General features: G+C 36.6%; 18 protein-coding genes. 4 read left to right on the plus strand and 14 right to left on the minus strand.

The window, feature by feature from the left end:
- The first annotated feature begins 2 nt into the window (after positions 1-2).
- Positions 3-1664 (plus strand): bifunctional metallophosphatase/5'-nucleotidase, encoded by a 1662-nt coding sequence (locus tag ACOH2D_RS06945; protein ID WP_449534813.1) that lies wholly within the window; start codon positions 3-5, stop codon positions 1662-1664.
- Between the two features lie 14 nt (positions 1665-1678).
- A complete protein-coding gene (locus tag ACOH2D_RS06950; RefSeq protein ID WP_348038698.1) occupies positions 1679-2305 on the plus strand; it encodes a TlpA family protein disulfide reductase in 627 nt (208 codons plus the stop codon).
- Between the two features lie 575 nt (positions 2306-2880).
- On the opposite strand, the gene ACOH2D_RS06955 is transcribed toward ACOH2D_RS06950, so the two are convergent.
- From ACOH2D_RS06955 to ACOH2D_RS06990, 8 genes are all read right to left on the minus strand, one after another.
- On the minus strand, positions 2881-3330 hold the full coding sequence (locus ACOH2D_RS06955; RefSeq protein ID WP_348038700.1) for a methyltransferase family protein: 450 nt from the start codon (positions 3328-3330) through the stop codon (positions 2881-2883).
- Positions 3327-4658, minus strand: coding sequence for an MBL fold metallo-hydrolase (locus ACOH2D_RS06960; protein ID WP_348038702.1), 1332 nt, complete (start codon positions 4656-4658; stop codon positions 3327-3329). Before ACOH2D_RS06960 ends, ACOH2D_RS06955 begins: the two co-directional genes overlap by 4 nt.
- Before the next feature lie 72 nt (positions 4659-4730).
- The gene (locus ACOH2D_RS06965) at positions 4731-5339 is read right to left on the minus strand and encodes a class I SAM-dependent methyltransferase (RefSeq protein ID WP_348038704.1); all 609 of its coding nucleotides are present in this window, start codon (positions 5337-5339) and stop codon (positions 4731-4733) included.
- 398 nt (positions 5340-5737) lie between these two features.
- Positions 5738-6322 (minus strand): methyltransferase domain-containing protein, encoded by a 585-nt coding sequence (locus ACOH2D_RS06970; RefSeq protein WP_449534814.1) that lies wholly within the window; start codon positions 6320-6322, stop codon positions 5738-5740.
- Positions 6322-6618, minus strand: coding sequence for a thioredoxin (gene trxA, locus ACOH2D_RS06975; RefSeq protein ID WP_348038708.1), 297 nt, complete (start codon positions 6616-6618; stop codon positions 6322-6324). Before trxA ends, ACOH2D_RS06970 begins: the two co-directional genes overlap by 1 nt.
- A 7-nt stretch (positions 6619-6625) precedes the next feature.
- Positions 6626-7258, minus strand: coding sequence for a Tll0287-like domain-containing protein (locus tag ACOH2D_RS06980; protein WP_449534815.1), 633 nt, complete (start codon positions 7256-7258; stop codon positions 6626-6628).
- Between the two features lie 39 nt (positions 7259-7297).
- Entirely contained in the window at positions 7298-7537 is a 240-nt protein-coding gene (locus tag ACOH2D_RS06985; protein ID WP_449534816.1) for a heavy-metal-associated domain-containing protein, read from the minus strand.
- Positions 7538-7541: 4 nt separating this feature from the next.
- Positions 7542-7883 carry a rhodanese-like domain-containing protein gene (locus ACOH2D_RS06990; RefSeq protein ID WP_348038716.1) on the minus strand — a complete coding sequence of 114 codons (342 nt, stop codon included), beginning with the start codon at positions 7881-7883 and terminating at the stop codon, positions 7542-7544.
- A 1083-nt stretch (positions 7884-8966) separates the two neighbouring features.
- Between ACOH2D_RS06990 and aspA the strand changes: the two genes are divergently transcribed.
- Together aspA and ACOH2D_RS07000 are read left to right on the plus strand one after the other, a co-directional pair.
- Positions 8967-10403, plus strand: a complete 1437-nt coding sequence (aspA, locus tag ACOH2D_RS06995) for an aspartate ammonia-lyase (RefSeq protein WP_449534817.1) — start codon at positions 8967-8969, stop codon at positions 10401-10403.
- A 381-nt stretch (positions 10404-10784) separates the two neighbouring features.
- Positions 10785-12245: a glycoside hydrolase family 130 protein gene (locus ACOH2D_RS07000; RefSeq protein WP_449534818.1), complete on the plus strand. Its 1461-nt coding sequence runs from the start codon at positions 10785-10787 to the stop codon at positions 12243-12245.
- Between the two features lie 73 nt (positions 12246-12318).
- Here ACOH2D_RS07000 and ACOH2D_RS07005 read toward each other — a convergent pair whose 3' ends face one another.
- From ACOH2D_RS07005 to ACOH2D_RS07030, 6 genes are all read right to left on the minus strand, one after another.
- Positions 12319-14541 (minus strand): glycosyltransferase family 4 protein, encoded by a 2223-nt coding sequence (locus ACOH2D_RS07005; protein ID WP_348038720.1) that lies wholly within the window; start codon positions 14539-14541, stop codon positions 12319-12321.
- 257 nt (positions 14542-14798) lie between these two features.
- A complete protein-coding gene (locus ACOH2D_RS07010; protein ID WP_449534819.1) occupies positions 14799-15965 on the minus strand; it encodes a glycoside hydrolase 100 family protein in 1167 nt (388 codons plus the stop codon).
- Positions 15966-16117: 152 nt separating this feature from the next.
- Entirely contained in the window at positions 16118-17260 is a 1143-nt protein-coding gene (locus tag ACOH2D_RS07015) for a glycosyltransferase family 4 protein (RefSeq protein ID WP_348038724.1), read from the minus strand.
- The gene (locus ACOH2D_RS07020; RefSeq protein ID WP_449534820.1) at positions 17257-17916 is read right to left on the minus strand and encodes a PIG-L deacetylase family protein; all 660 of its coding nucleotides are present in this window, start codon (positions 17914-17916) and stop codon (positions 17257-17259) included. Before ACOH2D_RS07020 ends, ACOH2D_RS07015 begins: the two co-directional genes overlap by 4 nt.
- Before the next feature lie 27 nt (positions 17917-17943).
- The gene (locus ACOH2D_RS07025; protein WP_348038728.1) at positions 17944-18282 is read right to left on the minus strand and encodes a cupin domain-containing protein; all 339 of its coding nucleotides are present in this window, start codon (positions 18280-18282) and stop codon (positions 17944-17946) included.
- Between the two features lie 251 nt (positions 18283-18533).
- The gene (locus tag ACOH2D_RS07030; RefSeq protein WP_348038730.1) at positions 18534-19094 is read right to left on the minus strand and encodes a helix-turn-helix domain-containing protein; all 561 of its coding nucleotides are present in this window, start codon (positions 19092-19094) and stop codon (positions 18534-18536) included.
- Positions 19095-19305: the final 211 nt, after the last annotated feature.

Here is a 19305-nt window from a genome sequence, read left to right on the forward strand (position 1 = left end):
TGATGAAGAATTTTAAAACAACTATTTTGGTGGCAATTGGCCTCTTGGGAATATTTGCTATATCGGCTTCCTGTAAGTCAGAAAAAACGAATGCTGCTGCAGACGCTAATGCAACTTCGAAGGATACCATCAGTATTACTATCCTTCAAACAGCCGATATTCACGGACAATTGGATTCACATCCCGAACTGTTTTGGGAAAATGGAGAAATCGCCTTTAAAGAGCGTGGTGGATTGGCGCACATCAAAACTATTTTTGATCAAGAGCGTGAAAAGAATCCTGGACGAACACTCATTGTTGATGGTGGCGACTTGATTCAAGGAAGTGGCTATGCTGCGTTGTCAGATGGTAAAGTCATGTCGAACATCATCAAAAACATGGGCTATGATGTGATTATTCCAGGGAACTGGGAAGTCGTTTATGGAAAAGCTATCATGATGGAAGTGATGCAGAATTTTGACACCGAAATTATCGTCCAAAACATGTATCATGATGTAGATAACGAACCTTTGTTTCCGGCCTATACGATTAAGGAAATTGGCGGCATCCGATTGGCTTTTATAGGCATCAACGATCCGGATGTGCCAATCAGACAGAACCCGATTTTTAGTGAAGGCATTGCTTTTACTGGATTGGATAATAGTGTGAAGCAATTGGTTGATGATGTCAAATTTAAGGAAAAAGCTGATGTTATTTTCTTGTTGACGCATATCGGAATTTTTAAACAGGTCGAACTTGCCAACAGTCCGATTGCTGAGCATGCCGATTACGTTTTGGGTAATGATACACATGAACGTGTTCGTGAAATGATTCAAGGTAAATATGCAAAGGTTACTGAACCCGGTGCCTTTGGATCTTTCGTGGGGAAATTAACGCTTCATTTTGTCGATGGTAAATTGGTGGGCGATGATTACGAATTAATTGACGTTGATCCCGAAGTTTTTCCTGCTGATGAAAAAATTCGGGCATTAGTAGATCAGGAAAAAGCACCCTATAAAGACCATTTGGAAACTATTGTTGGTTATACAAATACGCCGATCTATCGTTATTTGACCGTTGAAAATCCTATGGATAATTTATTTACGGATGCGGCACGTTGGAAAACAGGCGCGGATATTGCGATTTCAAACGGCTTCCGATTTGGAAATCCTATTGTGCCAAAAGATGGAAAGCCAGCACCAATTACCCGCGCCAACCTTTGGAATTTATTGCCCGTCAACGAAAATGTCAAAACGGGAAAAGCAACCGGAAAACAAATCAAGGACTGGTTAGAAAAGGAAATGCACAACGCCTTCGCTCAAAATCCAGCCGAACGTTTTGGAGGTTGGCTGGTTCGATTCTCAGGAATGGAGGTCGATTTTAAAAGCCAGAATGAGAAAGGACAACGTATTTCGAAAATTACAGTAAAAGGCGAGGTAATGCAGGACGACCAATATTACACGATTTCTGCGTGCGTGCGTCCTGGCGATCCCATTGATAATTTATGTAGAATGTCAAATGTAAAAGATGTTAAAGAAATGGATTATACCATCCACGAGGCGATAGAAGAATATCTCGCTAAACACTCGCCGGTTTCGCCAAAAATAGATGGCCGCGCGTATTGTGATTATTTAGGGATCTATTCATTTTCGACAGTACCAGGAACTAATTATGAATTTCAATAAAAAATAAAAATAGTATGAAAAAAGATAAAACAGACAAGAGCACGAAAAAAACATGGATCCAATACGGCGTTTTTGCCATCGTCGCCATTACACTTTACGCCACCGGAATGCACACTGAAGTCATCGGTTTTGCACAACGTGGATTACTCGCTACCGGTTTGATGAATCCTAATGTGAAGGACATTACGGAAGCGCGTCATATTGATAATGAAACCGCAGAAATGCCAAGTCCTATCAAAGCAGATTTTAATCTGAAATTAATGGATAGGGATGGAAATGTTACTTCTTTGGAAGCAATGAAAGGCAAGGTCATTTTCATGAATTTTTGGGCGACTTGGTGTCCGCCGTGTATTGCCGAAATGCCGAGCATCAATAAGTTGCATGAAGAAATGGGAGGCGAAGTTGCTTTTGTCATGTTATCGCTCGACCAAGACTTTGAATCGGCAAAAGCTTATGACAAACGTAAAGGTTATAATTTGCCTATTTATGCGCCGGCCAGTAATATCCCCGCGATGTACAACTCATCTGCAATTCCTACAACTTATGTGATTGATGCGCAAGGAAACTTAGCCTTGACCCATAAAGGAATGGCTGATTATAACGATTCGAAATTCAAGGATTTTTTGAGGAGTTTAAAATAGATTTGTAGGTTTCGAATTAAGTTGAAATTGTGCTTTAGTGTATTTCACTTTAGCTTCTAAAAATTTTTGACACGAATTTTCAAAAATTTACTTGATCTCTAAAAATACAGCCTAAAGGATTTACTATAAATTTCACGAATTCAACAGACTTTCAGTCTGTTTTAAAAACCTGTGGCACTTTAATCCATAGAAGTGATTTAATTAGATGAAAAGCATGAAAACCCAATTCAGAAGTTAAATCTGATTTGGGTTTTTATTTTCAAATATATGTCTCAGATTGAGAATGATTGATCGTTCAGTTCATCTTTTTAAAACTTGAAAGGATTGTGCTATAGAAAACTTAAAGTTAGTTTTGTCGTCTAAAGATTTTGATTTCGATTAGGATAACTGGAAGTCCAAAGGTCAAAATAAAAAAAGGTCAACCACTATCAGCGGGAAAGTTTTAGCTCAAATTAAATTATAGAACTTTTCTGGAGCTATCATCAATAGATCCGAGCTTTAGCTTGGGGTATGAAAATGTAGAAGAGCAAAGGGCTTTAGCCAAACTGTAACAGAAAAGTTTTAAAGTCTTTAATTCAAATAAAGCGTCTTGTTCTTTTTTTATAGGCTTTATACTCTGGAAATTTCTCGCTTAATAACTTTTCCTCATAAACGGATTTAAAGTAAAATAAGACGAAAAGCAGAAGGGTTATCAAAAACTTATATAGCGACAAGGTGTAGATGGCATATCCAAAACCTGAAAAAATAAAAGCAGTATAAATGGGATGCCTCGACATACCAAATGCTCCAGTCGTAATCAATTTGCCAGAACTAACAGGAGAAGGAAAAGGGGAAAGGTTGGTGTTTAATTGCAGAAGCGCCACTATCCCAAGTATTACAGCAAGTACAAAAAACACTAAACCCGAATAGCAAAGCCATTCGGGCAGTTGTAGGTGAAATACTTGTAAGGGTAAAATATAAGCCACAAAAATGACCAATTGTATGGATACAAAAAGATAGTCCTTTATGGGTTTTTTTAGGCTCAATTTTTGAATTGTTCTATAGCGTCGCTCAAATCATAAATTTCAATCCCATTCAATTCGTTTTCGAGGATGCTGCTTCCTGCTGCACTACGATAACCGCCAGCGCAGTGCACCACAATTGGTTTGTTGGTCGGAATTGTCTTAGCGGTTTCGCGTAACTCGTTCAATGGATGTGTGAGTGCTTTTTCAAAAAACTTTCCATCGTTGATTTCGCTATGGTTGCGTATATCAACGATAGTGTAATTATCTGGATGTTTTTTAAAGTCCTCCAAATCCAATTGTGGTGTTTTTACGAGATTTTCATCTGACAGTGTAATGACTTGTCTTACTTGACTTTCATAGCCTATTTTGGCTAAACGATTTAAAAGCTTGTCCTTGTTTTCTTTATGGTCAATAACCAAAGTAAACTTTTCGTTGGGCGTAATAATTGAGCCAATCCAAGTTTCAAATTTTGCAGTATCCGAAACTGCTTGAATATTAATACTGCCTTTTAAATGACCTTTCTTAAAGTCAGCTTCATCGCGAATATCAACAATAAGGCCTGTTGCCGTAGTGTTTTCGATGAAAGGGATCTTGTCAATCGATGCCTCCAAATTCTTAGCCCCCGTTTTATTGATGTCCACATTAAATCCAAAATAAGATGGGATAAAGGGTTGTCCATCGAGCAAAGTGTTCATGAATTTCTCTTTGGATTGTTTTTTAAAAGCCCAGTTGCCCATACGTTCATCGCCCAAAGTGCTGCTTGCAGCTTCACTTAAATTTTTTCCACAGAGTGAACCGGCACCATGAGCTGGATAAACAATGGAATCATCTGGTAAATCCGTGAACTTCGTTGTTACGGTATCGTACATCATTTCGGCCAGTTCTTCTCGTTTGGCTTTCATATTACCCACTTTTTCCCGAAGATCTGGGCGGCCAACATCGCCAATAAAGAGTGTGTCTCCAGTGAATAGTGCTGTTTTGTCTCCTTCTTTAGCCACTATCGTAATACTATCTGGAGAATGTCCAGGAGTGTTAATGGCTTTCAGGGTAACCTCGTCTAAAGCAATTGTATCGCCATCGTCAAATGCGTGGTGCGGATAATCAGCGCCCAATTTTTCACTGTTGTAGATGGTGGCTCCAGTTTCTTTATGGATTTCTAGATGTGAACTCACAAAATCGGCGTGTGGATGCGTTTGGATCACTGCTACTATTTTAGCGTTGTTAGCTTTCGCAAAAGCATAATATTGTTCTGGATTTCTTTCTGGATCAATAACGGCCATCTTGCCATCGCTAACTATAGCATAGGAATAGTGGGCAAGAGGTTTGTATTCAAATTGCTTAATATTCATAGTTTCTAGTTTTTATAAGTTTAAAAAAGGTTGCCAAAATTTGCTGTAACCGTTTAAGTTAAAATATTTTTTTTATTTCAGCTTTTTAAAACTGCAGAATTGAAAGTTCTGTATGGTTTCAAAAGGCGTCACATGATCTGTTGTAAGGCATGTTACTTTTTCAAAGTGGTTTTCATAAACTTTTGCCAATCCTATCTCATCATATTGGGAAATTTCCAATCCGCTGCATTTGGTAGGGCCTTGCTTTGAAAAGGTGCCAATGATCAATCTATCGGTAACAAATTCATTAACAATGGACCTATATTTCTGAATATCTTCTTTGGTGGTCAAAAAATGAAAAGCTGCACGATCGTGCCATAAATCATAAGTTTCAGTAGGCTGAAAAGCGATTATATTACATACAATCCATTTGACATCATTAGCTCTTTTACCCAAACGTTTTTTGGCTCTTTCAAGGGCCTTGGCAGAAATGTCCAGCACGGAAATATTTTCATAGCCTTCTTCAAGTAAAAAATCGACGAGTTTGCTGTCGCCACCGCCTATGTCAATTATTTTGGCCGTTTTGGGTAAATTAGCCGCTCGTATCAATTCCAAAGAAACTTCTGGTTTTTCTTGCGTCCAACTGACTTGGTCGGGAGTTTTATTTTCATAAACGGTTTCCCAATGTTGTTTTGTGTTCATATTATTCTATAAAATTGATTTTTGAAACTTATCCGAGATTTCTATTTGTTCTTCTCAAAAAGAAAGTAGAAATATATTTCGGCAATATTAGACCTTACAAATTACCCTATTTTATTATGCGAACCCAAAGTCCTCATTAAAGAAGATCAATATCACTTTGACATTACTTTAGAATGCGTTTATTTTGAGGGAATAACTGTAAACTAACTTTTATAAATTAAAACTTCAATTAATGAGAGTTGAATACAATTTTTTAAGAGTCTTTTGGTCTAAATTTATTCCAACTTTTTGAAAAAAATAATTAAATATCATAAAGCCTAAATAAGGCCATTGAAAACGAGGATTGGAGTTTTCTAATGGATGATTTCAAAACCTCAATCATCTTAAATTAGAAAGGCTTATTTCTTCTTTTGAGCTTTTAAAAACAATTCTCTTCCATCTCTTTTTGGATGTGAATTATAAGCAAGTTCCATCTTGTAAATATTAAAATAGGGTTCAAAATAGCCTACATATTCTGTTTTGCATCCTCCAAATGGTGGTTTGTCATTGCTGAATGTGTCATCAAGAAGCAAGCCCACTATTTCTCCTTCTTTATTGAGTAATTGAGAGGATTTTGCGGTGTAAGCCGGTCTTAGTTTTGGGTCTATGGCACAAAAGAAAGTTTGTTCAATGATAAGGTCAAATGACATTTCCAAATCGAAAAAATTCTTGTGAATTAAATGTGCCGCAGGAAATGACGGTACGCGAATTTTAATATTGTTTAGCGCTGTATTAGAGAGGTCAACAACATACACATTTTTGAATCCATTATTGTGCAGATATTCGGCTTCATACGAATTGCCGCCTCCCGGAATTAGAATTCTCAAGTCCTTATTGGTCAATTGATCAAAATAGGATTTAAGAGGTGGCGAGATTACGCCCAAATCCCAACCTGTGTCTTCGTTTTTATAATGATTGTCCCAAAAAGACTCTGATAAATCCATTAATTGGTAGTCTTTATGATATTAATAATGTCCTCTTTTTTAAGCAGGCCAGATTGTCTCCAAACCTGTTTTCCGTTTTTAAACAATAACATGGTAGGCACTCCTCTGACTTGATATTTAGCGGCTAAGGCTTGGTTTTTATCGACGTCAATTTTTATAATGGATATGTCATCTCCTAAGCTTTCTTTGACCTCTTTTAAAACCGGAGCCAGCATTTTGCATGGCCCACACCATTCAGCAAAGAAGTCGACTAAAACGGGTGTTTCTTGATTGATTATTTCTGAAAATTTACTCATATTGGATTTATTTATCAAAAGTCACGCTCCAAATCCCCCTAACTTGATTCACATTATATCCAATGGCTTTATCATTTGGGTATAATAGGGTAAGTTGTCTCAGCGTAGATGGTTCGATGCTCTTATTTGGTTGGCCATGGCATTGCAAGCACATGGCATTTGTAAGAATAGGATAATAGGTATCAATCTTCGTGTCTGAGTCCTTTACAATTGGGTTGGGTGACTCTTTATTTGCAATAATTTGTTTAAAAGTTTCTATATATTCCAACTCTTGCAAATTAGCTTGATTGCTTTGGTTTCTAGGTTTGTCTGAAACACGTTTTATATTTCCATTATACACCACCGCCATACTATCCGTCAAAGGATAAGCTTTTTCATTACAAAATGATAAAGCGCCTAAGGTTCCATTTTCCTGAATGGCCTGCATCAAGTTTTTCCCTAAAACAGCTTGAGTATTTAGTGCATATTGTAAGCCACGATCTGCATAAGATAAAGTGTCAATCGTTGTTATTTTAGGAGTTTTCTCGGGAGTGGCGCGTATTTCAACTTTTTTTTCTATTGAAATATAATCGGTTTTTTTATCCTGATTACAGCTGAAAAAAGAAAACAATACAACTAAAACTAAAAATGCATTTTTCATCTTGCTTAGGTTATTTTGTGATTTTACCAGTGGCGCAGCTTACAAAGGATTTGCTTTTGATATCAAAGAATTGTTGTCTTCTATGGAAGGATACCCGAGATGCTTTAATTTTTCTTTCACAATTAAAATATCGGCATCATTCAAATAATTGAAAGATACCTTTTTTTCTTCTACATCTATGTGGAGATTACGGATGTTTTCAATAGTCGAAATTTTGGACGATATGGTACTCGCACACCCGCCACATTTTAGATTTTGTACTAATATTGAAGTTTTCATGAGCTTAGTTGTAATTCAAGAAGCCTCCTTTTAAATCGTATATTTCTTTAAATCCCATGGCGGATAGTTTTACTGCACTTTGTTTGCTTCTGCTTCCGCTTCTGCAATAAATATAAACGGGTTTTTGTTTGTCCAATTTATTAAATTCTTCTGTGAATTCCGCAGAATAGAAATCTATGTTTTTCGCATCTTTAATATGACCAGAGTTGTACTCATCGGGTGTTCTAACGTCGATTAATTGTACTTCTTTATTAGATATAGAGTCTTTAAAGTTCTGAACATCTAAAATCTTGTACGCCTTATTTTGTTGCGCCGTTACGCCTAAAATCGAGCCGAATAGTGCCATAATTATGATTATTTTATATTTCATCTTTTTGTTTTATTTTTCAAAATTACATGATTTGTTTTAAAATTTGAGTGACTAATGTTACACAACTGTATTTGGTGTCATTTACAATGCCGTTAATTATACTTTTAATCTATTTAAGTAGATTTACTTATAGAAAACATTTCTGTTGATTGTGTAGATAAGGGTTCAGCGCTTCCTTACAAAGTAAAGTTAGTGATTACATTACAACTAAAAAATTATATAGAGTTAATTCTCTCTGCTAAATAGTGTGGTAAAGAGTATTTTGTGGATAGGTTTTTATTGAGCGAAAATAGACGAGAAACCGCTATTTACTTAAGGATTTCCTGTTGGACATGACTCTGAAAATAAAAGTTATGGAAAGAACTTTTATAGAAATTTATGATTTCATGTTTTTATATTCAGAAACACTATTGTCCGGAAAAGAATTAAGACACTTCGACAAGCTCAGTAACCGCCGCTTCGCTGATAGAACCAAGAACAAAGACTAAACATGTAATTAACTGAAAATAAGGGCTGTGAAATTATAAATAGAAGTAGGTTATGATGTTTTAGCAATAGTTTTCAAAAAAACCTCGAAATGAAGGAGATTGAGGATCGAAAACAGTGAAAGACCTTTTTATATCACTATTCATAGATCAACTCAACTCTAATCGGAAAACATTGATTGAAAAAATGGATAATTATATACTTCGACCACTGTTAAAGATCCAGAAGAAAATCCTTCCAACTTAAAAGCTAATTCACAATTCAATTTCCTTTATCGATTTAGAAGAATTAAGACCCTAAAACCTGTGAATTCACTTTTTTTCATAATAAAAACGAACAGAAATTTAATTTTTCTTGTGCATTCAATTTCTCTTTAAATTGAGCATAATGGATTAAACTTAATTCATTAATTTTATCGATTCCTTTGGTTTTCTACATAACAAGAGTACTTATAGTCTTTCTTCTAATGTGTTTAAAATCATAATTTTAATTTTTTTAATCTAATGTTGAGCTTGCTGTTTTATGGCAAGTTGTGTTTTTTTGATGTGCTAAAGTAAAATCTATATTATATAAATGATAAAACATAATATTGTAAAAACAAGGAAGGAAGAAGACTTACTTGGAGAATTGGAAATAGACAATGACGTCTATTATGGAATTCACACGCAGCGAGCCATTAATAATTTTAAGATCTCAAATTCCAAAATCCGGGATTATCCTTTATTTATAAAAGGCTTAATTATTACTAAAAAGGCCTGTGCATTTGCCAATAAAGATATTGGGACGGTTTCAGCAGAAAGAGCTGATATGATCATCAATGCTTGTGATGAAATTTTAAATAACTTAGAACGATATTCAGAATATTTCCCATCGGATGTGTTTCAGGGAGGTGCAGGAACCTCGGTCAATATGAATGCCAATGAAGTGATTGCCAATGTGGCTCTCGTCATGAATGGCCATGAAAAAGGGAGTTATGATATCTTACATCCCAATGATCATGTAAACAAATCACAATCTACCAATGATGCCTATCCAACTGCTTTTAGGGTAGCGATCTATTATTACATGAATCATCTTCTTGAAAAAATTAATATTCTTACCACGGCTTTGGACGTCAAAGGATCTGAGTTTAAAAAGGTGCTAAAAATGGGGAGAACGCAACTTCAGGATGCCGTGCCAATGTCGCTTGGCGATGAATTCTATGCTTGGTCCACCAATTTAAAAGAGGAAACCAAAATCCTGAAAATGTGCAGAGACTTAATCCTGCCAGTTAACCTTGGAGGGACAGCAATTGGTACACGCGTCAACGCCCCAAATGGTTTTACGGAACTTTCAATCGGCTATCTGCAAAAATTCACGAAGGCGAGTTTTGTTGAGGCAGAAGATTTAATCGAAGCTACCTCTGATTGTGGAGATTATGTAATGATATCTGGAGCTTTAAAAAGAACGGCTACCAAGCTTTCTAAAATATGCAATGACTTACGACTGTTGTCCTCAGGCCCTCGTTGTGGGTTCAATGAAATAAACCTTCCGGAAATGCAGGCCGGTTCTTCTATTATGCCAGCTAAGGTCAATCCGGTGATCCCTGAGGTGGTCAATCAAGTTTGCTTTAAAATTATTGGTAATGACGTTACGATTTCGTTTGCATCTGAAGCAGGACAATTGCAATTAAACGTTATGGAACCTGTTATTGCACAGTGTATTTTTGAATCGATTGAATTGCTTTCCAACGCCCTTGTTTCACTGGCTGAGAAATGTATTTCGGGAATCACCGCAAACGAAAATCACGCTAAAGAAATGGTGTACAACTCGGTAGGGCTGATCACATTTTTGAGTCCTTTTATTGGGCATCATATGTGTGATACCTTAGGGAAAGAGGCCATGAAAACTGGAAAAACAATTCGTGAACTTGTTCTGGAAAAAAAGTTACTATCTGAAGAAGAACTGGATCGTATTCTAAGTCCAGACAACCTCATGCACCCTGAATACATAGCGTTGCTTAAAAAATAGTACTATTGCTGAGCGTAATCCTTTTCGAATAATTTAAAAGTAGAATCTGTGGAATGGTTTTTAAAATGCCATTCCACATCTACTTGTTAAAAGATCGTTTTAAGATACTTCTGTTTAGATCATGGAAATTCTGAGTTTTTTAAGTTTATTATCTGAAAATATATACGTAAATCAGTCTGATTAATCAAATTGAGTCTCATCAGTTTTCTCTATATTTTCTAATTAATCTCCTCTATAATTTCATTGTCATATATTCTTGTATTAAGGCATTTACATACTATTTATTCTAATAAATAATAGAATTTACAATGCCAATATTGTCTTAATAAAAGAATATTCTACCTGACTTTTTCGTAACTTAGAGATTCAAATTTTTTTAAAATGAGGGTTCCTGTAACACGAAAAAAAGTAAATTTTCTTCCTGATTCCAGCAGGGTAGTAGCACGTTATTTCATGAACGGAGATGAGGCTACAAAAGATATGCTGAATTTGGTCTTTGCGTTGACCGAAGATGAAGTACAAACAGCTTTAGACCAAACACTGCGTGAATTTGCCTATCGACATCGAAATATCACAAAGCTATACAACAAGCATTTTTGTAAGATAGTGTCTATTATTGAGCAAATGTCAATCCCTATTAAAGGGATATCAGATGACCGTAAACTCCTTATAGGTTCCTATCTGACCATGGAGTATGCTATTGAATCGACTGCTTTTTTTAATCCTTCTATTATTCCTGACATTGATCAAACCTATTTGGAAGAGGGAGAACTACGTGTTATACTTTCATTTAGGGCCACGGGTGAAGGGCATATTTCATCCATTGTATTTAGGAGAGGCATCCTCGATAAAAACAACGATCTTCATTTAATGAGCATTGGTAAGTCAATGGATATTGCAGAAATCTCTCATAAAAAATTATATCACAAGGGACGATTTATGGAGAAAATGGATGAGATGGAAATCCCTGCCAAGTATTCAAAATTAATTGCAGAAAATCTCGATGAGCATTTTGAGTATTATACTTTAAAAAACGCGGTAATTAAAATTTTAAATGATGTAAATATCAGTACTGGTAAAAGACTTGCTTTTGAAGAAATTAAGTGGTTGATAGATTCTTATTACGATATCGAGTTTCAACAGGATACGGACATTAGTGAACGCGTCATTTATCCCATTTCAGCATCAGAAAGCAATGGGATAGAAGATGCACGTTTTGTTCGTTTTGTGGATGATGATGGTTCAGTTAAGTTTTACGCTACCTATACTGCTTACAATGGTCACGTCATCTTGCCTAAATTTCTGTCTACCGATGATTTTTGTACCTTCCGTATTATGCCTTTTCATGGAAAAGGTGCCTTGGGGAAAAACTTAGCACTTTTCCCCAAAAAGATAAATGGTAAATATGCGATGCTTTCGCGGATAGACGGCGTCAATAACTATATCATGTTTTCTGATCGCAATACGCTTTGGACCGAACCTATTCTTCTTCAGGAGCCTAAGTATCCTTGGGAATTTTCTAAAATCGGAAATTGTGGCTCTCCCATTTGGACTGAAAAAGGTTGGTTAATAATTACCCACGGTGTTGGGCCGATGCGTCGCTATTGCATAGGCGCTGCATTATTCGATTTAGGAGATCCTACCAAAGAAATTGGTCGACTCGAAGAACCATTGCTTATGCCTTTAGAAAATGAACGTGAAGGGTACGTCCCGAATGTCGTTTATTCATGTGGCTCCGTGATTCACAATAACCAGCTTATTCTACCTTATGCGGTTTCCGATTATTCAACTACTTATGCAGTGGTGGATATGTCTGAATTATTTGAAGCGCTGATAAACTAGAACGTAATAATAGTTGTAATAAGTGATTTTACAAAATCCGACATATTTCGTATATCTGGGATTTTTTTATTCACTATAGATGATAGGATTCGTCATAAGCCTGTAATACGGTAAGATGCGAAATGAGATAGGCTAATAAACTCTCGGCACCTTGATTTCGGTTAACACCATAGTCTTCAAAACCATCACAACAGCCTTTGGTTTCGAAATCGTAAAGACTCATCCGCAAATCATTTTCACCAAGAAACCACATAAACGATGTGAACAGTTTTTCCAAATATGGTGCCTGCTGCGTTATAATATAAGCTTGATGGTACATGAGCACCATCGCCATAGCATCAATTGGTTGTTGGGCATATATGGATCGCTCTTTGTCCTTTACAAACCATTCTTTGTTCCCAATCACAGAAAGATAGCCGTCTTTGAGTGTGTGTGATGTAAGAAAACGCATGGATTCGAAAGCAATTTCTTTGATCTTTTTATTTTCTAATATTTGTGATGCATGAAGCAAAGCGAGTGGTAAAATGCCGTTATCATAGGCTAAGAGCGATTCAAACCAATTCCAATTTTCTGATTGGTTTTGTTCGAAATTGACCATAAGAATATCCGTCAACTTTATTAAAGAGAGCTTTATATCATCGTCAGCTCGGTTTGTTTGGAGATAATAGCAAAGGCCAATGACTGCGTTGGCAATACCTCTAATAGATTTTATATTAACAAAATTAGGAGCCGCATTGAAAAAAACCAGTCGTGCTGCTTGGTAATAGGCATCGTTGGGGGCATTGCCCATAAGATAACCCAATACCCAGATGGTTCTTCCAAAAGAATCTTCAGAGCCTACTTCATCGAGGAAATTCCGATTAAAACTCAAAAAATTCCGAAAAGTGCCATCCGCATTTTGCATAAAGTGGATATAGCTCAAGTAAACAGGCATCAATTCTAAAGCAAGTTCGTTTTTTTTCTGCTTGTAGGCCATGCAGACCATGAGAAGGGCTCGGGCATTATCGTCCAAACAATAACCTTCCTTTAAATTTGGAATTCCAAATTTGGCATGCTGAATAATGCCAGTATCATCTGTAAGTCGTTTAAGATGTGATAACGAAAATGCTGGCAGCAATAAAAGGTCGATGTCGGTTTCCTTTTTCGGTTCAGGTTTTGCGGGGTCAGATATTAATCGTTCGGCAAGTTGTAAATAGCGTTCCCCAATTTTTGGCCAGATGATGTTCTTACCATAAGCCGCAGCTTTTTGTTGAATAGCCTTCATCATCTCCGGTTTGTCAAGTAATTCATTCAAGATTTTTACCAATCCATCCTGATCTTTAAAATCAAAAAGTCGGCCTTTGTTTTCTGTAAGCAATTCTGCCGCGTGCCAATACGGAGTAGAAACTACGGCGCAACCAGAACCCATCGCGTAAGTTAGGGTGCCGCTTGTTATCTGTGCTTCTTTGATATAAGGTGTAATGTAAATATCACATGCGGCTAAATATTTGAAGAGTTCTTTTTCTTCTACAAATTGATTAAGCAAGAGTACATGATTGCTAAGTTTGAGTGTTTTTATCAGCAACTGTAGATAGTTTCTGTATTCTTCGCCTTCGTCTCTAATGACATTGGGGTGCGTTTTACCTAAAACGATATAAATGGCTTCTGGGTGTTTTTCAATAATTTTCGGCAATGCTTTGATGACAGTTTCAATGCCTTTATTGCGTCCAACGAAACCGAATGTAAAAAGAAATTTTTTATCGTTTAGTTTAAATTCGGTTCTGCATTTCTCTTTGTTAAAGTGAATATCAGGAACGCCATGTTCAATGCGAACGATTTTTTCGGGTGGAATTTCATAAATATCTTTAAGAAACTGGATCGCCTTATAGCTCATGACCACCAATTTATCAGACATTTTACAAACCTGTTTTAAAATCGCTTTTTCGATGTATGAAGGCGTTTCAAGAATGGTATGCAAAGATGAAATCAAAGGAACATGTAACCGATGCAAAAGCGGCAAAATATAGACGCCACTTTGTCCACCATAAATCCCAAATTCATGTTGAATAATACAAACTTCGGCACCACTTTGATTAATAAAATCAGCCGCTGCTAAATAGTCCGTTTGATGCTCTTGGTGTATCGTCAATTTTACTTCTGGGGGAAATGCATAAGTCTCAACATTATCAGTCATTGCTACAATGATGAATTCGTTTGTGCCATCGCCAAAATCCTTCATGGCATGAGCGAGACTATGTGTAAAAGTACCAATGCCACATTGTCTTGGCGGATATGTGGCTACAAAAGCAATTTTCATGTTCAAAAGGAATTTAATATTAAGTATTTTGCCGACGTGATCATATGTGGTGCGATTTAAAAAAAAACTCATTAAAAGATAAGAAGTTACCTATTATGCCAAAATATAAGTTGAAAAGAACCGACTTATAGTTACATAATTCACAGATTATTTTTAAGCGGAAATATTAAATAAGTCTGTCCGTTTTAATGTCGTAATTTGTTAGTTGTCAAAGCGGTATGTTTTTATGGTGATGGTTGATCCAAAAATCATTTGTTTTAACGTATTTCATCAAAAAACGGCGTGCGTCGTTCCTGAACACAAGTTGCAGCATACAGATAATTTGAAGCACTCCAAGTTTGCCAATCTTGTCCCATAGGATCTCCCGTTTGGGATTTGTACCATTCGTTAAAGCAAAATTCCAGATCTTTATTTATCCCTTTTTTGATGAGGTATGTCAATGCTAAAAGTTTTTTCTCGGCCAGATCAAATTCTTCAGCAGCAACTAAAGCTGCAATGTAAAACCCACTGATAAATGGCCATATGCCGCCGTTGTGATAATCTCCTGGTTTATTGAAATCATGATATCGAGGTAACCAATCGGGATCTTTGGGCAGTATAAATGGAAAAAAATTAGGTGTGACATCAACCACTAAGTCCTTGTTTCGATCCATGGAGTTACATTCATTTTCGATCCATTTTACCATATCCTTTGCTTTGCTGGGAGACGCTAAACCAGATAGAATAGCAATACTGTTTCCCAGTAAGTCAAATCGATTGCTACTATATATTTTGTATGACCACAATGCGAAATATGGCTGATCAAAAATAGCAAGGCCTTCGTGTGGGCAGCTGCGTGATGCATCCGAAGCGTATGTCAGTTGTTGGATTGCATCTCCTAGGTTTTTAGCATCCTTATACTTCTTCAAAAGTTTTAAACCTGAATAAGTTACCGTGTTCACGAAAAGTCCAAAACCCAATACCCATTGTTCATCCCGCCAATCGCTCGTCGGTTGTTGCGCTATTAAGTAATAGTTGGTAGGACATTGGTATTCCATCCAAACCACTGCTTTTTCCACGGCATCTTCTAAGAAATGAGGATCATCAAGCAGTGTTCTCATAATTCCTGCAGCCATCAGAAAAAGTGGTGTGGTATCGCTGGAGCCTTTGTTATTCCTGTCATTTACAAGAGAAGGGATTTGGCCGTTTTCTGCTTGATTTTCCGCTAAGGTCAACATGACATTTTTTACACTCTGCATCAGTTCGGTATTACCACTAGCGGCTATTCCGAGTACAGAAATTAAAAGGTCTCTGGTGTAAGGTTCTGGATATCCCCATCCTGCAGTTCTGGGTAAATTAGCCACAGTGCCATGAGAATTGTGCAAAAGAACCTCAATGGCGGCTTTTTTTGCAGATGCGATCAGTTTTTTATTCTCGGTATTCATTTTAAAGAATATTAATGTTTTGTTGTTCAAAAATCCAATCTAAACTTACGATTGTGTTGGATAGGACGTAAGATGAATACATTATTTAAAGGAATGTTTTCAAAAAAATAAGTCCTATGTCCTTTAGTCTTTTATCACTATTCATTATGAAACTATTCAATTCCTAAACGATCCTGTAAAATCTTCAAGAATTTTCTGGTAACAACTTTATAGTCAAAGTGCTCTACGGCGCGTTCTCTTCCTGCAGCTCCCATTTTAACTCTCAATTTCTCATCTTCCATGAGTCTGAGCATATAAGTGGCGATATCCTGAGTATTGGCGCGATAATCAACCGTCCTTGGAATGTCGAAGGCAATTTTTCGATCTTTACCAAAACCAGACTCTTCACCTAAAACGACTTCATTTACGACGATTTTTCTAGCAATTTCTGCCAAAAAAGCAGTCTTCCCATGGATGAGCGTATCTAACATACCCATGGCTTTTATACCTATTACAGGCTTGCCACATGCTCCAGCTTCAACCTGTGGCATTCCAAAGCCTTCCAAACGTGAAGGCGCCGCATAAATATCACAGGCTCCTATTAAATAAGGCATGAAGTTTCGAGAAACAGTATTGGTAGCATAAGTAATATTCTTTTCAAGCCCAAGCGATTCAGCCATTTTAAGGTCGATCATGTTCTGTACTATCGTACGAGGTTGTGGCCATACTTTACAAATGTATTTCCAATCGGGAGCTTTGGTATCGATAATGGCGAGCGCCTGCATCACTTCTTGTGCACCTTTAGATGCTGCGTCGCCTCCTACCGTTAAAATCATTACCTGGTCGGGCGAAATACCCAAAGCCTCGCGAACAGCTACAATTTTAGGATCTTTTTTATCAAAAGGCATAAAAGCCGAGGTGTCTATGCCCACCGGAAGCACTTCTATGGTATCGGCTCTTATGCCATCACGTACATACATTTCCTTTACCCAATTAGAGGTCACTAAAATGAGTGGCAGTTCATTTAAAACTTCCTGATAATTTGCGATATAGCCATCTGCCACCAACCAAGGCACCGCCAAAATTCCATAACGTTGCGGATGAAGCACAAGATGAGGGGTATGCCCCCAATAACCGACCCCAACTACAACATCGGGTTCAAACCAGCGGTAATACCATTCTTTTTCTTGTGCGGATTCAAAATGAACGGCATGAGCGTCTACTCCTAATTCAAGCAAACCTCTGTAAAGCATGTCGCCCTGTGTTGCGAGTCCACCGGGAGAAGGCGGGTAGTCATAAAGAACAAGTACTTTCATATCATATATTGTGTTTGGTTTTTTTTAGATATATTCTTTTCTAGCCATTTTTGAGCATCCTCAGCTTTTTTAAATTGCCAAAACGCTTCTTTTTTGGGCGTCGTTTTAGCCTCAAATCCTGATTTCTCAAATCCATAGATGTCCTTGATGATCCTATATTTCTCGTTCCATATCTTTAGTGGAAGTTTTTGGCAAACGTCAGCATCTTCTATGGCACGCGGATAGTAGGCTTTGTTTCCATCTTCATAAGCAAATAGACAAAGGGTATCGATGGCTATTTTTTTTTGATTCCATAAGCTGATGACGGATCTGCCCACTTCTTCATGCCGTAAATGTTTAGTGTATTCGCCGAAAGGACTGTGCGTGAAGACGAGATTGTATTTTTTTTCTGGAAGAATGTCTAATATTGCAGCTTCCACCTCTTTCTGATCTAAAGGCAATTGTTCAGGGCCGTCGTCCAAATCGCCCATTTTACCAGTGGCCTGATAAGTTGCAAGTACTTTTTTAAATTTTGGAGCGCGGTCTGGATCATTTTTTCTACATAAACTCCCCACGAACCAGTTATCGTGTGGATGCATCAAAATTTGCCCACCACACCATAAGGTTTCATCGTCTGGATGGGCTACTATTACTGAATTATTTGATTTCAATTCCATACATTTTCCTTTTCAATGGCATGTTTATTATTCGTAGCCGCTTTTGATGATCGTTGAGATCATTTTGAACTTCTCGTTGGCTTTGATTGTGTTTTTTGAATTTGCCGGAATGATAATACATTGGCCTGAATTTAGATTGTAGGTTTTGTCATCCACTAGGATTTCAGCTTTCCCCTCAACGATTTGAATAAAATGATCGAAACGTGAAAGTTTTTCTGTGAGCTGTTCTCCTTTATCAATAGAAATTACATTTACGTTTCCCGAAGCTTTTTTTATAATGTTTTTCATGACAACACTATTCGGCGCATAGTCATTAATGTCTAAAATGCCAAAAACCTTTAATTTTTTAAATTCCAGATCTTTCATCTTTCTAATTTTAGATGATTTACGCTAGTTGTGAGCCTATCGTCTTTAGTAAGAGCAATATCTAAAATTCCAATTTTTAAAGGAATAATCTATTATAACCAATACGTGAAGTGTTATATGTTTCACATATCAATTGGGAGACTATGTTGAAGTCATGTCAATTAAAAAGACTTTCTACTTAAGATGTTAGGAAGTTAATTGGATAGAAGTGTCATTTTTATCGGAGAGCAAGCATACAATTCACCAGTAAATTAGATGTCTTCTAAATTCGTAAGCTTTTGTGTTTTCATGTTTTTAAAAAAGGAAGGCGTAAGACCTGTTATTTTTTTAAATTGACTCGATAAATGGGCTACGCTGCTGTAGTGCAATTTATAGGATATCTCGGTAAGGCTTAAATCTTCATAAAGCAATAATTCTTTAGCTCTTTCTATCTTGTGATTGATGATGAATTGCTGAATCGTGGTTCCTTTTACCTCAGAAAAAGTGTTGGCCAAATAGGTATAATCGTACCCGAGCTTTTGACTGATATAATCTGAATAATTTACCGGTGGCAACTCGTCGGAATAGTGGATCATTTCGATGATGACCACTTTGATTTTTTCAATTAAGATATTTCGCTTATCGTCGAGAAGGTGGAGCCCATATTTTTTTAAATTTCTTTCAAGATATTGTATTTGTGAATCACTAAGGTTTTCTGAGATCTCAATGGTTCCAAGATCTATTCTTACGCAGTGTATCCCCATTTTTTGGAGTTCTTGTTTGACTACAATTTTGCAGCGCAAACTTACCATATACTTGACATATAAAATCATAGACATTTTTAATATGCCTCTCAAATGTTTTTAAAAATAGAGAAGCTTTTGCAATAAATACGTAAAGGACTTTTTCTTTTAATCAGATAGGGAACAACTAAGTTAAAGAATGATTATATAAGATGGTAGCTTTTTGCTTTTTATATACAGTTTAGTAGTAAGATTTATAGGCTATTGGGATTAAAATAGTTTATTTATGAACATAGGTGTG

The sequence above is a fragment of the Gelidibacter sp. genome, assembly GCF_053579655.1.

Bases quoted from the DNA above. Each gene is read 5' to 3' on its own strand.
- ACOH2D_RS07025 (WP_348038728.1), bottom strand. From the start codon at position 18,282: ATGAAAGATCTGGAATTTAAAAAATTAAAGGTTTTTGGCATTTTAGAC.
- ACOH2D_RS07010 (WP_449534819.1), bottom strand. From the start codon at position 15,965: ATGAATACCGAGAATAAAAAACTGATCGCATCTGCAAAAAAAGCCGCC.
- ACOH2D_RS06965 (WP_348038704.1), bottom strand. From the start codon at position 5,339: ATGAACACAAAACAACATTGGGAAACCGTTTATGAAAATAAAACTCCC.
- trxA (WP_348038708.1), bottom strand. From the start codon at position 6,618: ATGAGTAAATTTTCAGAAATAATCAATCAAGAAACACCCGTTTTAGTC.
- ACOH2D_RS07015 (WP_348038724.1), bottom strand. From the start codon at position 17,260: ATGAAAGTACTTGTTCTTTATGACTACCCGCCTTCTCCCGGTGGACTC.
- ACOH2D_RS07000 (WP_449534818.1), top strand. From the start codon at position 10,785: ATGAGGGTTCCTGTAACACGAAAAAAAGTAAATTTTCTTCCTGATTCC.
- ACOH2D_RS07005 (WP_348038720.1), bottom strand. From the start codon at position 14,541: ATGAAAATTGCTTTTGTAGCCACATATCCGCCAAGACAATGTGGCATT.
- aspA (WP_449534817.1), top strand. From the start codon at position 8,967: ATGATAAAACATAATATTGTAAAAACAAGGAAGGAAGAAGACTTACTT.
- ACOH2D_RS06985 (WP_449534816.1), bottom strand. From the start codon at position 7,537: ATGAAAACTTCAATATTAGTACAAAATCTAAAATGTGGCGGGTGTGCG.
- ACOH2D_RS06970 (WP_449534814.1), bottom strand. From the start codon at position 6,322: ATGGATTTATCAGAGTCTTTTTGGGACAATCATTATAAAAACGAAGAC.
- ACOH2D_RS06980 (WP_449534815.1), bottom strand. From the start codon at position 7,258: ATGAAAAATGCATTTTTAGTTTTAGTTGTATTGTTTTCTTTTTTCAGC.
- ACOH2D_RS06960 (WP_348038702.1), bottom strand. From the start codon at position 4,658: ATGAATATTAAGCAATTTGAATACAAACCTCTTGCCCACTATTCCTAT.
- ACOH2D_RS06990 (WP_348038716.1), bottom strand. From the start codon at position 7,883: ATGGCACTATTCGGCTCGATTTTAGGCGTAACGGCGCAACAAAATAAG.
- ACOH2D_RS07020 (WP_449534820.1), bottom strand. From the start codon at position 17,916: ATGGAATTGAAATCAAATAATTCAGTAATAGTAGCCCATCCAGACGAT.
- ACOH2D_RS07030 (WP_348038730.1), bottom strand. From the start codon at position 19,094: ATGATTTTATATGTCAAGTATATGGTAAGTTTGCGCTGCAAAATTGTA.
- ACOH2D_RS06950 (WP_348038698.1), top strand. From the start codon at position 1,679: ATGAAAAAAGATAAAACAGACAAGAGCACGAAAAAAACATGGATCCAA.
- ACOH2D_RS06945 (WP_449534813.1), top strand. From the start codon at position 3: ATGAAGAATTTTAAAACAACTATTTTGGTGGCAATTGGCCTCTTGGGA.